General features: G+C 35.6%; 13 protein-coding genes. All 13 read right to left on the bottom strand.

Features of this window, described 5'->3' with window-relative positions; all coding sequences use genetic code 11:
- Positions 1 to 79 precede the first annotated feature (79 nt).
- On the bottom strand, positions 80 to 694 hold the full coding sequence (locus OPU68_RS01800) for a hypothetical protein (RefSeq protein ID WP_498472250.1): 615 nt from the start codon (positions 692 to 694) through the stop codon (positions 80 to 82).
- A 58-nt stretch (positions 695 to 752) separates the two neighbouring features.
- Complete coding sequence (gene rfbD / locus OPU68_RS01795) at positions 753 to 1622, bottom strand: dTDP-4-dehydrorhamnose reductase (protein ID WP_498472249.1); 870 nt, start codon at positions 1620 to 1622, stop codon at positions 753 to 755.
- Positions 1623 to 1624: 2 nt separating this feature from the next.
- Positions 1625 to 2104, bottom strand: a complete 480-nt coding sequence (locus tag OPU68_RS01790) for an acyl-CoA thioesterase (RefSeq protein WP_498472248.1) — start codon at positions 2102 to 2104, stop codon at positions 1625 to 1627.
- A gap of 63 nt (positions 2105 to 2167) precedes the next feature.
- Complete coding sequence (locus OPU68_RS01785) at positions 2168 to 2668, bottom strand: OmpH/Skp family outer membrane protein (protein WP_498472247.1); 501 nt, start codon at positions 2666 to 2668, stop codon at positions 2168 to 2170.
- 34 nt (positions 2669 to 2702) lie between these two features.
- Positions 2703 to 3344: an OmpH/Skp family outer membrane protein gene (locus OPU68_RS01780; RefSeq protein WP_498472246.1), complete on the bottom strand. Its 642-nt coding sequence runs from the start codon at positions 3342 to 3344 to the stop codon at positions 2703 to 2705.
- Positions 3345 to 3366: 22 nt separating this feature from the next.
- Positions 3367 to 5901 carry an outer membrane protein assembly factor BamA gene (gene bamA, locus OPU68_RS01775; protein ID WP_498472245.1) on the bottom strand — a complete coding sequence of 845 codons (2535 nt, stop codon included), beginning with the start codon at positions 5899 to 5901 and terminating at the stop codon, positions 3367 to 3369.
- 32 nt (positions 5902 to 5933) lie between these two features.
- Complete coding sequence (gene uppS / locus OPU68_RS01770; protein ID WP_498472244.1) at positions 5934 to 6680, bottom strand: undecaprenyl pyrophosphate synthase; 747 nt, start codon at positions 6678 to 6680, stop codon at positions 5934 to 5936.
- A 5-nt stretch (positions 6681 to 6685) separates the two neighbouring features.
- Complete coding sequence (gene porG / locus OPU68_RS01765; RefSeq protein ID WP_498472243.1) at positions 6686 to 7483, bottom strand: type IX secretion system protein PorG; 798 nt, start codon at positions 7481 to 7483, stop codon at positions 6686 to 6688.
- A gap of 178 nt (positions 7484 to 7661) precedes the next feature.
- The gene (locus tag OPU68_RS01760; RefSeq protein ID WP_498472242.1) at positions 7662 to 10166 is read right to left on the bottom strand and encodes an exopolysaccharide transport family protein; all 2505 of its coding nucleotides are present in this window, start codon (positions 10164 to 10166) and stop codon (positions 7662 to 7664) included.
- Position 10167: 1 nt separating this feature from the next.
- A complete protein-coding gene (locus OPU68_RS01755; protein ID WP_498472241.1) occupies positions 10168 to 11046 on the bottom strand; it encodes a polysaccharide biosynthesis/export family protein in 879 nt (292 codons plus the stop codon).
- A 30-nt stretch (positions 11047 to 11076) separates the two neighbouring features.
- Positions 11077 to 12183: a glycosyltransferase family 4 protein gene (locus OPU68_RS01750; protein WP_498472239.1), complete on the bottom strand. Its 1107-nt coding sequence runs from the start codon at positions 12181 to 12183 to the stop codon at positions 11077 to 11079.
- 19 nt (positions 12184 to 12202) lie between these two features.
- Positions 12203 to 13216 (bottom strand): glycosyltransferase family 2 protein, encoded by a 1014-nt coding sequence (locus tag OPU68_RS01745; RefSeq protein WP_498472238.1) that lies wholly within the window; start codon positions 13214 to 13216, stop codon positions 12203 to 12205.
- 3 nt (positions 13217 to 13219) lie between these two features.
- On the bottom strand, positions 13220 to 14290 hold the full coding sequence (locus tag OPU68_RS01740; RefSeq protein WP_498472237.1) for a formimidoylglutamase: 1071 nt from the start codon (positions 14288 to 14290) through the stop codon (positions 13220 to 13222).
- Positions 14291 to 14292 lie beyond the last annotated feature (2 nt).

Genomic DNA, 14292 nt, shown 5'->3' with positions numbered 1-14292 from the left:
CGGTCTTAAATCTTCATTTAATAAAGTTACTTAATTTTATTCTGAAAATAAGCTATGTAACTTCAACAACTTATTAACATTAATCCTTTTTCTGCTCTGTGTATATTGTAGTCAAAAACATACCAAACGACTTTTCCAATCCGATAATATCGCCCGATTTCAGGTTGACACCGCCGTAAAGGCTGTCATTACTACGAATCTTGAAATTGGTCAAAGAAAGGTACAAAGACGGCTGTCCTTCTTTTGCTGACAATTTTACAGTTGAACCCAGTAATTTTCTGGTGGAGACTGACATAACTTCACTCTCTTTCAAATCAAGTTTGATGAAACTTCTTGGTTCTAACTCTGTGGTTTTGTTGTTGATATTGATTTTCTGTTTCTTTTCTGAAGCCGAAACCAGATAAGCAACGTTCTCTTCGTTTGGAATATCATCAATATTCGTATAATACAAATTCAAAATATAATAAGACGAATTGAATTTTTGAATCGTTCCGTCGATGTTTTCGATTGGTTTTAAACTGAATGAGTTCGCTCCAACTTGTTTTGCTTTTTTATAAATATCACCGAAAATCTCCACATCTTTATCTGAATAAAAATTCACAAGAATTTCTCCCAAGAATTCAGATTTCGAAGGTTCATTGATTTTATAAAAAAACTTGTCTTTGTTGTCATTGGTTTTCTCTACCTTATTCAAAGTAACTATCTGAAGGTAAAAGAATTGAAAACAAAAAACACTGATTAAAAAGAGTAGTTTACGCATTCGTTATTTTTAGGATTTCTACACAATCCTGAAGACTGTTTTCCCAATGTTTTGGTTCGATGTTATAATCTTTCTCGATTTTGTCCAAAGACATTGTGCTTCTTTTTGGGCGTTTAGCCGGCGTAGGGAATTCCTCGGTTGTTATTGATTTTAATATAACTTTGGAATCTGAAAATTCTTTTATTTTATTAGCAAAATCAAACCAAGTGGTTTCCGGATAATTGGAGAAATGGTAGATTCCAAATTTTTTATTTTCAGTTTCGATGATATCCATAATCGCTTCTGCAAGGTCATTGGCGTTGGTCGGTTGTCCGTGTTGGTCACCTACGATTCCCATTTCGTCTTTGATATTGAACAAATGCAACATCGTCTTCACAAAGTTCTTATTGAATTCTGAATACAACCAAGACGTTCTGAGAATTACAGTTTCAGGATTATTTTCCAAAGCTAATTCTTCGCCTTTTCGTTTTGAAGCGCCATAAACACCGATTGGGTCTGTAAAATCATCTTCGGAATAACTCAGATTGGTTTCGCCATCGAAAACATAATCTGTTGAAACGTGAATCAAAACAGCGTTGTGTTCTTTGGAAACTTCAGCCAAATTACCAACACCGACTGCGTTAACAGCGAAAGCTTTTTCTTCCTCTTTCTCAGCCAAATCAACAGCCGTGTATGCTGAAGCATTGATGACAAAATCAGGTTGATATTCTTCGAATTCTTTTTCAATCTGCGCTTTGTCTGTAATATTAAGCGCATCCGATCCGGTAAAATTGAAATCAAACTGATCGTGGTATTTTGGTGCTAATTTTTGAAGACAATGTCCTAACTGGCCATTTCCACCAATAACTAAAATTCTTTGCATAATTATTTTGTTCTATTTTGATTTCTGAAAAAGACCACTCTTTCCTTGAATGTTTTATGATCAATTTCTACTAAGAAATGAGCAACCTTTTCCAATGTAGAATCCGGCATTTTCTCCGCTCTTCTGGTTTTCATATTGAAGTAGATCACTGTCAACCAAAACACGGCATTTACCTTTCCATTTTCATCTTTCATAAGCAATTCCACAACTGCCGTCAAATCATCAACAGAAACAGTCTTGCTGGTAATTTCAACGGTTGAATTGTACCTTACTTCTTTCAGATATGCAATCTCATTTTGAATGGTAACCCAAGTGCAGCCCGTTTCTCTCGTATATTGCTCGTAGGTGAATCCGTAGTTTTGTTCCACGTGATCTTCTCTTGCGTTGAGCATATATTCCAGATATTTCACATTATTGAGATGACCAATCGGGTCGCAATCTGCAAAACGAATCTTTACTGTTGATGAAAATTCTTTTTCCATAATACAAAAATAAAAAAACCGCTCCGTAAAAAGAGCGGTTTTCATTATTTTCTTGCCTTAAAATTAAAGACCTAATTCTTTTTTAACAGCAGCTGTTGCATCTGTACCTGCTTTGTAAACTAAAGCCGGGCTAGAAGCATCGAATACAAATTCGTAAGCAGCAGCTTTTGAAACTTTAGAAATAGCATCATTGATTTTTTTCTCAATTGGCGCTAAACCTGCGTCTCTTTTCTCAGCGATATCTTTTTGAGCAGCAGCATAAAGTTGCTGAAGATTGTCCTGAAGTTTTTGAACTTCCTGGCTTCTTTGCTCGTTGATAGCTGGCGTTTGTTTTGCAGCCTCATCCTGATATTTTTTCATCAAATCCTGAAGAGATTTTCCTTGTTTCTCCAATTCACCTTGTTTTGAAGTCTGCAAAGTTTGTAATTGAGCATCAAGCGCCTTCATTTCCGGCATAGATGTAAAGATCGAATTGATATCAACAGAAGCAATTTTTTGAGCTTGTGCAAATCCAGTTGCAAAAACCATTACAACGGCTACTAATAATACATTTAATTTGTTCATTTTAAAAAGTTATGTTTATAATTTATATTAATTTCTATTTAAGTTCAATTGGCTCTGCAGATTTTGCTTTTCTCTGCATTGCACCTCCTTTTATTTTATTATCCGTTTTTCCTCTGGAATTATTTACACCTGGTCTTGTATTGCTTTTGGTTTCTTCTACTTTTGGCAGAGATTTTACTAAAAGATTGAGAACAGCTTCGGTGTAGTCATATTTTTTATCAAGGAATATCACACTGATATTGTTGCTTTTATCAAGAACTATGCCCAGATTATTCTTAGTAGAGACTGTTTTGATCGCATTCCAGATCTGATCTTGATATGGTTTCGTCAGGTTCGATCTCAATTGATTGATCTCGCCATTTGATCCAAATCTTCCACCAATCGTGTTGCGGATATTGGTTTCCATATCTATTACTTCTTTCTCTCTTAGCTTTAATTGATCACCTAAAAGAAGTACTTTTTCATTCTCAAACGCTTCTCTTTTTCTCTCATATTCTGACTGCAACCTTTGAAGATCTGACTGCCATTGAGCAACCTGTGTATTAAGTCTGGCTTCGGCCTCTTTGTACTGAGGCAGTTTGCTCAATACATAGTTTGTATCTACAACGCCAATCTTCTGTGCATAGATTTGTGTTGCGGTAAAAAGAATTGTTATAATTAAAGCTATTTTTTTCATCGTATAAAAATAAAAAATTATTTTATAATGGTTGATTCATCAAGAAATGCTGCTGCCATCCTGAAGGATCTGAACTTCCCAGAGTTTTATCAAATCCATAAGCGAAATCAAATCCGATCAAACCAAATGCTGACATCGATACTCTGATACCAAGACCTGCAGATCTTTTTAATTTGAATGGATTGTAAGTTCCGTAACTGTTCCAGGCGTTACCAGCTTCTACAAAAGTAAGAACGAAAATTTTCGCTGTTTGGTTCATAGAAATTGGATATCTAAGTTCAGCCGCAAATCTATTATAAATAGTCGCACCTCCGTAGGGCGTAATATCATAAGTTGAAGATGAGCTAAAACCTGTAGAAGAAGCATTTTCATAACCTCTCAAAGGCACTAATTCTCTACCATCATATCTACCATTGAACAAGCCTACACCTCCGACATAATATCTTTCAAATGGTGGCGGACCTAATTCTTTGCTGTATCCATTTAAGAATCCCATTTCTCCAGTTGTTCTAAGAACCAATTTCCCGATAACCTCGTTGTAGAAATCTGCCTTTAGCTTTACTTTATAGAATTCCATCCATTTGTACTTATCCAAAGTATTCATACTAGCATAATCTTTGTCACTAAACCAAGAATATGGTGGTGTAAATTTCAAAGTTGCTTCTATATTGGAACCATAAGTTGGAAACACAGGATCCAATCCGGCAGAACTTCTGCTCAAACCGATATTGAAACTGAATGATTTTGTACTTCCGTTATACTCCACCTGATCACCAAAATTAAATGGATAGTTACTAAAGTTATAACTCTGGTACTGAATCCCTGTATAAAGAGAGAAATAATCATCCGGCCATTTTAATAATCTTGTCAAACCTACACTTGCGGAGAAGATATCCATCTTCTGGTCGCCTGTTGATAATGAGTAATTCACGTTTGAATAGTTCAATCCAACACTAAGAGCAGTGGGTCTGGTTCCAAAAACCCAAGGTTCTGTGAACGAGACTCCGTAATTGGTAAAATATTGCCCAGCTTGTGCCTGAAGGGATAATGTCTGTCCATCTCCCTGAGGAACAGGTTTGAAGTCTTTGAATTTTAAGAAGTTTCTCAGTGAGAAATTATTAAAAGTCAAACCAAGTGTTCCGATGAAAGATCCCCCACCGTAACCAGCCTGCAACTGAACCTGGGAAGACCCTTTCTCTACAAGTGTCCAGTGCATATTAACCGTATTATCCTGTGGATTTGGTTTTACATCTGTTCCAATTTGCTGAGGATCAAAGAACTGCATACCTGCCAATTCAAAATATGTTCTTTTGATATCTGTTTTTGCAAACAAAGCACCCGGTTTTGTTCTTAATGCTCTCAAGATAACGTGATCATGAGTCGTGGTGTTACCAGACCACGTTACACGGTTCCAGGTTGCTTTTTCGCCTTCGCTAATTCTAATTTCTAAGTTAATAGAATCTCCTTTTACAGATTTCTCTATCGGAGTTACATTGGAGAATAGGAATCCATTGTTCATATAAATGGATTTGATGTCAGAGTCATCTTCTTTACCACCATCATCTCCAACTTTTTTGTTGAATCCAACAGCATCGTAGATATCTCCTGTTTTATAACCTAATACTCTTTGTAAAAACTCAGTGGTAAAGGTTGTATTACCAATAAAATTGATATCACCGATATAGTATTTCTTACCTTCATTCAATTTTACATTGATGTTATAACCTTTATTATTTCTGGTCACAGAATCAGAAACAATTGTTGCATCACGGAAACCTAATGAGTTGTAGTAACTGATCAGGTTTTTCTTGTCTTCATCATATTTGTCCTGAACAAATTTTGACGGTTTTAAAATCCCCAAAAGAAATCTTTTCTGCTTGGTATCTTTAAACCCGCTCTTTCTTAATTTTCTGTCAGATACGCTGGTATTCCCATCAAACTCGATTTTATCGATCTTAACTTTTTTACCTTTTGAAACTTCGATCGTCCAGTCAACCAAATTGGCATCACCACCATTGGCCTTTTCCTGGATATTAATCTTAGCATCAGCAAAACCTTTTGCAATATATTCCTGTGGAATCTTATTTTGTAGGCTGGAAACTAAATTGTTATTGATTTTTGTACCAGGTTTCAAATTGTTATCCTTAATGAGCTTCTCATTTTTGGATTTTCCAATTCCTTTACCTGTAAATTTAACTTCTCCAAGTTCTTTAAGGTCTTGCAACGAGAATTGCAGGACAACATTCTGTCCTTCCACATCCTGAATATAGACCTCAACCTTAGAAAAAGATTGCGTTTCCCAGAGTTTCTTGATAGCGTTGCTAACTCGTTGCCCGGGAATTTCTAACTTCTCTCCTTTCACTAGACCTGTAAAACGCAAAATCTGAGCTGGTGTATATCTTTTGACACCGTCTACAACGATATCTTTTAGAACGTACTCTTGATTTTGGTTTGCTGCAAGTTCTGTGTTTTCTGCATTGTTACCCTGTGGAACAACCTGTGCGTTTACAAACGCTGAAGTTGCTAACAAAATAATGGGTATAATTCTTAATCTCATCCTTATTGAAGTTGTTCTCTTTTCTAAATATATTATGAAAGAAGCTGCTCGCTTGTCTTTCCGTATCTTCTTTCTTTATTTTGATAATCCAAAATGCACTGGAAAAATGTATCCTTTGTAAAATCTGGCCATAGAACATCTAAAAACTGAAGTTCTGCATAGGCAATCTGCCACAGCAAAAAATTACTGATCCTTACTTCTCCACTGGTTCTAATCATAAGATCTACCGGTGGGAAATCCTTGGTGTAAAGATGATTTTCAAAACAATTTTCATCAATCTCGTCCGCATTTAGCTTTCTATCTTTTACTTTCTGGCTGATCTCTTTTACGGCTTTCAGAATCTCTTTTTGTGAGCCATAGCTTAATGCTAAAATCAGATTTCCGTTTTTATTATCTTTTGTAATATCTATTAAATTCTCTAACTGATCTTTTACCAACTCCGGCAATGCTGATATATCACCAATGACGTGCATCCTGAGTCCTTTAGAAAATATATCTTCCGCTTCCAGCAATAGTGTTTCTGACAACAGATTCATAAGCGTATCTACTTCATCCTTTGGTCTGTTCCAGTTTTCTGAGGAAAAAGTATAAAGCGTAAGGTATGGAATATGAACCTCGTTACATGCATTGATAGCATTACGAACTGCATTAATTGCATTCTTGTGTCCAAAGGTCCTGTCTTTTCCTCTGGATTTCGCCCATCTTCCATTGCCATCCATAATGACAGCAACATGTTGAGGCAACTTGTCTTTATCTATAAGTTTCTTTAAGTCGTCCATAATCATTATTTGCAATAACAAGGTGGTCTTCCAAAAGAATAAGACAAAATAAGCGTTGCGGAATTGATCCAATCTTTTGAATTTGGATTACCTATATTTCTCTGCTGGATAAAACCCTGTACAATTGCAGTCGTATTTTCATCATTAAGACTGGTCTTTTTTACCGTGATATCTTTCTCTTCCAGCGTGCTATAATCTACCTGATCTGAGAATGTTGGCCGGAATGTGAATTCTCCTGACAATGCCCAGTTATAATTAAACTTATATTTGAGGCCAACACCAAACGGTATTCCCATCGTAAACGCTTTATCTTGTTTATAAGCCACCTGCACGTCTGTGACAGATGCTATTGTAAGTTCCGGCTTGGCAGTTTCCATATACAAAGCAGAAAGACCACCAAAAATATAGGGACTCAGCATACTTACCTGTTCTTCGTTTACAGGCAAAAAATTATATTCGAAGACTAGGTCTGCAGAAAATACTGAGTTTGTGCCACGCATCTGTCGCATTCTCCTGTAGTTTTCTTTAGCATAACGGTCATCAAACTGGATATTGTTAAATCCTATATTAAGCCTGATTGTCTGATAAGGGTTAAAATTCATCCTGTACATCACTCCTCCATAGAATGGCACACCATTATCCGATATGCCCCCAATTGGTCTCTGGAGAACATAGTTTGTCCTTCCAATGTCGCCGACAAGATTGCTCATCCCCATTTGCACCCCAAGCTCATGCCTCTGCGCATTGGCAAAGCTGAAAAAACTAAATAGTACGATAAGGGTATAAGTGATGTCTTTCTTCATTTTCAATTTACTGAAACGTATTTTATTCAAAAATTTGGTGCAAATATAAAACATTTTTAGTTTAAGGAACTTCTTAATGTTAAGTTAAATAAGAGTGAAAAAATATAAATTATTGTTATAAAACGAACATGTCTTCAAAATAGTCTTTAAAAAAAACAAAAGCCTTTTAAAAAGGCTCTTATTTTTTATTAAAAAACATTTTCAGTTTGTTCCTGATTTTGATGATCGTAGGTTCTTTATAATTTTTATCCTCGTCAAAATAGCCGTAGCCATATCCGTAGCCGTAGCCATAACCGTAGCCATAACCGTAGCCATAACCTTGTTTCACTACGAAGTCATTGTAAACAAGTCCTAAATTATTAATTTCTTTGTTAAAATATTTTTCGCTGATCATTCTCAGCATGTGTTTTTCTGTGTATTCGTGGCGGACTACATAAATGGTAGTGTCTGCTTTTTTGATTAGCTCGAATGAATCTGCAACCAAACCAACCGGCGGAGAATCTATAATAACATATTCGTAGATTTCCTTCAATCTCTCTATGAATTTCATGTTATGATCACTCATCAATAACTCAGATGGATTTGGAGGGATGGGTCCGGAAGTAATTACATCCAATCCCGGGATGCTGGTGTGATTGATAATCTCCTCCAATTGTACTTGTCCGGTCAGATAATTGGAAATCCCATTTTTGTTATTGATTTTAAAATCACCAAAAATTTTCGGTTTTCTAAGATCCATTCCCAAAAGGACTGCTTTTTTACCACTTAGTCCCAAGACCGAAGCAATATTAATTGAAACATACGTTTTCCCTTCTCCACTGATGGATGATGTCACGAGAATAACTTTGCTTTTTTGCTCCTCGTCAAATAAAAAACGGAGGTTTGCCCTAATAGCTCTAAAGGCTTCGGAAATGGAAGATTTTGGCTCTTCCAATACTGTTAAATTATTATCATAATTATTGTGTCCAATAACTCCGAGAAGTGGAATCCTGGTCGCTGATAATAATTCTTTAAGATTTCGGATTTTGTTATCCAACAATTCTCCCAAAACTAAAAACACAAGAGGAATGAGTAATAGTCCTCCAATAATCTGAATTTTAGTAGCATTTACATCCGGAGCAATAGGACCTTGACCCAGATTTTTCGCTTTGTCTATAACGTTCAGATTGCTTTGATTGGTCGCAACTCGCATCTGAGATTTTGCCTGCTCAGAAAGGAGTGTGTTGTAAGTACTTTCTATAATATCATATCCTCTTTGAGCATCCAAAAACAAACGCTGTTTTTCCGGTAAAGTAACCAGCTCCTGCTCAATTTTTGCTATGCCTGTATTCAAATCGGTTAATTTGTTGTAGTAACCTTGGAAATACTTTTTCAATCCGTCTTGTGAGGTATATTTAGCCTCATTTATCAACCGGTTTATTTCACGCATCGGCTCTGAATTTGGAGTGTAAACCTGCGCTAACTCTCTCCGTTTTGCGTATAACTGCTTTAATTCCGATACAGACGCATTGAAAGTTCCATCTTCTATGCCTGCTAAATTTAAACTTATAAGCTTCTCAATATTATTGGTGCCGACCGTATTTCTGATATCATTTAAAGAATTGATTTTCATTGTCAATTCTGCCTTTTGTGATTCGAGATCGGTAAGCTTTTGTAAAGTTTTAGAATCGATATTTGCCATATCGAAAAGGCGGTTGTTGATCTTCAGATTATTCAGAACAATACCACTGGAGTCCAATTTTTTTCTGATTGTCGTAAGATTACCATTCAGATATTCTACGGTATTTTGATCCACGGTATTCTGATCCAGCAATCTTTTTTTAATTAATTCCTCCACAGAATTATTAAGAAAACTGACTGTATTATTCAGATTATAACCTGTTTTGCTAATTATCATAATGGATGAAAGCTCCTTGTCAAAATCAACAAAAAGACTTCCAATAATGGAATTAACAGCCTCATTGACAGGAATAAGATTTACAATTACATTATCCAAACCTAAATTTGATGGATTTGGATTCTTAACCAATCTAAATCTGAGATTAGGCGTTTCATACCATTCATCAAGCTTCAGAATTTTGTTGTTTGGTCTTGGATAAGCTCCTATGGTTTCATAAGATTCTGTATTGTAATTGTACAGACCTGTAGACTGTCCTTCTTCCGGCAGGATAATCTCATAGGTATTTCCGCTTTTCGGGATGATACTTATTGGATAATTGACTTGCTGCAGATGTGAGTAATCTATCTCAAGGAAAAATGGACTGTCTTCCTGATCAAGATAGGTGGTCTTAATCAATCCTTTTGTAGTGTAATTGGTATGGAGTTTTAACTTTTTTACCAAATATTCATTATGGCTTCTGGATAATAATATTTTTTTGAGGTAAACACCATCCTGATTTCCGCCCTGACCCCAGATAAAATTTATGGATTGATTGGGTGTAAAATAACTGGCTGTATTATTTGAGATACTTAATGATAGGCTAGACTGATAGATTCTTTGCGCATAATACTTGCTGTAAACATAAGATATACAATAACCTAAAAATCCTAAAATGACAAACCAATACCAGTTGCGAAGAACTCTCTGCACAAAGTGAGCCGGATCAAACAAATTGAAAGCTCCCATTTTTTCAGCAACCTGAGCTGAGTCTTGTGTATTTTTTCCGTTCTTATCGGGAATCATATTATAATGTCTTTAGGATTAGATAAATAGACATTACTGTAGTAAGCACGGAGACTCCTGTAGTCAAAGCCTGTACAGGTTCCTTACCAAATCCATTGATGCTTTTACCATTCGTATTCAGATAGATAATATCGCCGTTTTGAAGCCAATAGTAAGGCGAATTCATAGCATCTTCTCTCGTCAAATCAAGTTTTGCCGTTTTGATGCCTTCCGGGTATTTTCTATGGATTGTTATACTTTTTCTGTCGACAGTACGATTCAAACCTCCATTCATTGCAAGTGCCTGCATGATATTGAGTTGGGTCACGTAAGCTGTTTTTTCGCCAGTCATTCCTACAGTTTCCATATCGCCTAAAATGTAATATCTGATCCCATCCAAGTTGAGTCTGACTTCTGATTTTCCTTGCAGAAAATTCTCATTGACACGAGTTTGGATCTCTTTGGTCATGTCTTCTACGGTACGTCCCTCTGCTTTTACATATCCAATTCCGAAAATATTAACATCACCATTGGAATCGACCTTCAAGCCGTTAAAATAAAATGTTGAATTTCCTCCTATTCCTCCGCCAACTTGAGAGCCACCACCCGGCTGAGCACCTCCAGCAGACTGCGAAGAAGCTACGCCACCGCCCGATGCAGAAGCATTGAGAGAAGAATAAAACTGAGCAGCATCACCCTTAGGTGTAGTTACAACATTAAGGGTCAGGATATCACCTTTTGTAATCCTGTATTCTGGTACATTATAAGGCACCAAACCTTCCTCATTTATTGTAAGACTTTCGCTTGGCTGCAGATAACGGATATCTTTTTTTGTGACACAAGAAGATATCCCTAGTAAAATGAGTAGTAAAAATATGTTAAACAAATAACTTTTTTTCATTAATGTTCTTTTAGCAAAAATATAACAATTTCAATCTTTTCTGAATCTCAATAAAAATATTGGTAAATAAGCTCCTATAAAACCTAAAATCAGGATAATGACTAATAACTGATTGACGTTAAAATGTCTGAAGAAATAGGTAATACCTACGATTAATAAAAAGTAGGCTATAATATAAGCTGTTGACCGTTTATGAGTCAAACCGAGATTAAGTAGTTTGTGGTGAATGTGGTTTTTGTCCGGGGACATTATGGATTTACCGTGGTATATTCTAGTGATGATAACCGTAATAGTATCAATAATTGGAAGAATCAAAATCGCAACCGCAATTACCGGTGCAGACTGAAGGTGGTAAAAGACCTCATCCTTCTTTGCAATAAAAATTTCTATAAATGAAATACCCGTAAAAGCGAGCAGAAATCCCAATATCATAGAACCGGTGTCTCCCATAAATATTTTTGTACTCCGCTTATTTGATAGATTATAAATCAGAAAGCCTAAAGATGCCGCTATGATAATACCACAAAGAATTACCAATGGGTCATTGTGATCGCCTAATCTGAAAAAACTGATACCAAACAATGCACTTGTGACTATGGTGTAACTGCCTGCGAGACCATCGATCCCATCAATCAGATTAAAGGCATTAATTAATATAATAAATGTAAAAATACTGAAGAGGACACTGATATAATAATTGATCTCATAAATACCAAATAAGCCGAAAAGACTTCTAATCCTCACATCGGAACAAATGACCATCAATGCGGAAACTAAAATCTGAGCCAGTAATTTTTTGTAAGCCCGAAGAACCATTATATCATCCATTACACCTACAAAAAACAAAATGATAAAGGACGCAAAAAGAAATTTGTATCGATCAAATAATTCGTAGGCAAAGATTGGTGCACAAACGCCTAAAGAGAAAAAAACCGCAATGCCACCGAGATTGGGAATCTTTCTGAGATGAGAGCTTCTTGCGCCAGGCTCATCCATAAGATTTTTACGTCTGGAAATTTTTATGATAGTAGGAATAGCAAGATAAGTGATGAGAAAAGAGAATGTAAATCCCAAAATCAACTTGAAATAGAAAAAAGATATCCCGTAACTTTCTAGAAAAACTTGGAAATTATTCATTCGTGTCTTATGTTGGATTTTAACTTTTGCCCATTAATCTCCTGATAATCCTCTTAAATCCGAAAAAATATAAGAGGTAATATAACTTTTTTTTCAGAGGCAAAGATAATAGATAATTCTTACCAAACCGATTAAATTGCAATATATCTTTAATTTTTAGCCCTTTAGTTCTAATATAATCATCCAAAATACAAGACATTTTATAAAAATCAGCATCTTTTTTTACAAAAGCCAGATAGGCTAAAAAAGTGTAAACACCTTCCAGAATCTGAAAATTCTTCAAAGCTGTTTTCTGGCTGGAAAATCTGCTTTTTTCATAAAATTGTTCTACAGTTTCCACAGCTTTCAGAATATCAAGGCCTTTCATCGTATGGCTTTTGCTGATAGAATCCTGTCTTTCAAGATATTGGTAATAAAAATTCGACTTGAAAGCCAGAACATTACATTCCAACAACAGTTGCGGAATCAATTCTATATCTTCAAAATGGATTCCTTTTTTGAATCGTTTTTCATTAAACAAATCCCTCTTGAAAAGCTTATTACAAGCGAAATAAGAAATATCTGAAAAAACCGAAAGATGATCCTCAAGTACAATTTTCTCCGGAAAACCTGGCAACTGCGTTAATTTTTGAGTGATATTTCCAATTTCATCCACTTTCTGAAGATTGCAGATGGTCATTTCTGCCTGATGTTTTTCGGCTAACTCGTACATTTCCAGAAACATATTTTCGGAAATATAATCATCGCTGTCTACAAAACCAAGATATTTACCGGTAGCTCTATCTATTCCGAAATTTCTGGCATCACTTAGTCCGCCATTTTCTTTTATAAAGCCAAAGATTTTTTCAGGATATTTAAGTTGAAAATCTTCAATGATTTTTTGAGAATCATCTTTACTGCCATCATTTACAACCAGAATTTCAATTTCCTTCAAAGTTTGATTGACTAATGACAACAGGCATTTTTCCAGATATAATTCTACATTATAAACCGGAACGATGACGGAAACTTTGATAGGCAATGCGGAATTCATATTTTAATTTCTTGTAAATCTCGAACTTAGGAAACCTCTTTTAGCCTCATCAAAATCCGAACGTGAGCAAGGGATACAATTATCAATATTCTCGTCTTCACCAAAATACCAAAGATTGCTGAAAACATCTCGCTTAAAAGCATACTGTTCATCCTTGATTAAAACAAAAAATGTTTCAAAAGACTTTTCTTTAGGATGCGATCTCTGAATATTAATTCCTTCTATCAAATACCAAATCATTTGCGCCAAAAGCTGATGATTGAGCTGAGATTCGGAGTAAATATTATAGTTAAAAATCCCAACAGATTTCAATTTTTCGCCAAGACCTATTTCTTTCATATAGGCGCAAACTTCCCTTTTATTAAGACCATTCACTTGCGGATTGATGGAAAAAGCTTCATTGAAACTTTCGACAGCATCACAGTTTATTGTCACCAAGTCTGCTTTCCGGAAATAAGGTTCGGTTTTCTCGGTAGAATTCATCATTTCTGCCAATCGGATGATATCGAACTGAACTTCTTTAATCAATTTCACAGAATCAGATTCATTCAGATGTTTCTGATAACCAAGATGATGGTAATTTTTGATAGAGAAATTTTTAGATCCCAAAATCTTACTCAAGAAATTGGATTCGTGGATTTCTTCATCCTGTTTCAATGAAACGACGTTGCTGATTTGGGTATAATTAATATCTTTCTGATGAAAACTAAGCGCCGAAAACAGGGAAAAAGCAAAATCATTACTTCCACCAATAACAACAGGAATTGCATGTTTGTAATGACAAGCTGATAAAACCTCCTGTAAAATATAATGCGAATCCTGAGACGTTTTCCCGGAAACCAAATCGCCCAAATCCACGATCTGAATATCAAAATCGAGTTGAGAAAGCTTGTAAAATTCTCTGCGGATTTGGGTAAATTCCTGACTGTCTGCATCGCCATTGGCGCCTCTGTAATCTGACAAAAACAACAAGACAATACTGTCTTCCTTAATCTCATTGACGATTTTGTCTCCGATCTGCCAATTCTCAGTTCGGATTTTTCTTGGTGGAATAATAAAATCTTCGAAGTTCATTG

The sequence above is a fragment of the Chryseobacterium sp. TB1-D10 genome (assembly GCF_059803555.1).
The sequence above is the reverse complement of the archived record's forward strand: the minus strand, read 5'-3'. Positions and strand labels throughout refer to the sequence as shown.

Excerpts from the sequence above, each read along its gene's own strand:
- porG (WP_498472243.1), bottom strand. The coding sequence starts at position 7,483 with ATGAAGAAAGACATCACTTATACCCTTATCGTACTATTTAGTTTTTTC.
- OPU68_RS01760 (WP_498472242.1), bottom strand. The coding sequence starts at position 10,166 with ATGATTCCCGATAAGAACGGAAAAAATACACAAGACTCAGCTCAGGTT.
- OPU68_RS01755 (WP_498472241.1), bottom strand. The coding sequence starts at position 11,046 with ATGAAAAAAAGTTATTTGTTTAACATATTTTTACTACTCATTTTACTA.
- OPU68_RS01780 (WP_498472246.1), bottom strand. The coding sequence starts at position 3,344 with ATGAAAAAAATAGCTTTAATTATAACAATTCTTTTTACCGCAACACAA.
- bamA (WP_498472245.1), bottom strand. The coding sequence starts at position 5,901 with ATGAGATTAAGAATTATACCCATTATTTTGTTAGCAACTTCAGCGTTT.
- OPU68_RS01790 (WP_498472248.1), bottom strand. The coding sequence starts at position 2,104 with ATGGAAAAAGAATTTTCATCAACAGTAAAGATTCGTTTTGCAGATTGC.
- OPU68_RS01740 (WP_498472237.1), bottom strand. The coding sequence starts at position 14,290 with ATGAACTTCGAAGATTTTATTATTCCACCAAGAAAAATCCGAACTGAG.
- uppS (WP_498472244.1), bottom strand. The coding sequence starts at position 6,680 with ATGGACGACTTAAAGAAACTTATAGATAAAGACAAGTTGCCTCAACAT.
- OPU68_RS01750 (WP_498472239.1), bottom strand. The coding sequence starts at position 12,183 with ATGAATAATTTCCAAGTTTTTCTAGAAAGTTACGGGATATCTTTTTTC.
- rfbD (WP_498472249.1), bottom strand. The coding sequence starts at position 1,622 with ATGCAAAGAATTTTAGTTATTGGTGGAAATGGCCAGTTAGGACATTGT.
- OPU68_RS01745 (WP_498472238.1), bottom strand. The coding sequence starts at position 13,216 with ATGAATTCCGCATTGCCTATCAAAGTTTCCGTCATCGTTCCGGTTTAT.
- OPU68_RS01785 (WP_498472247.1), bottom strand. The coding sequence starts at position 2,668 with ATGAACAAATTAAATGTATTATTAGTAGCCGTTGTAATGGTTTTTGCA.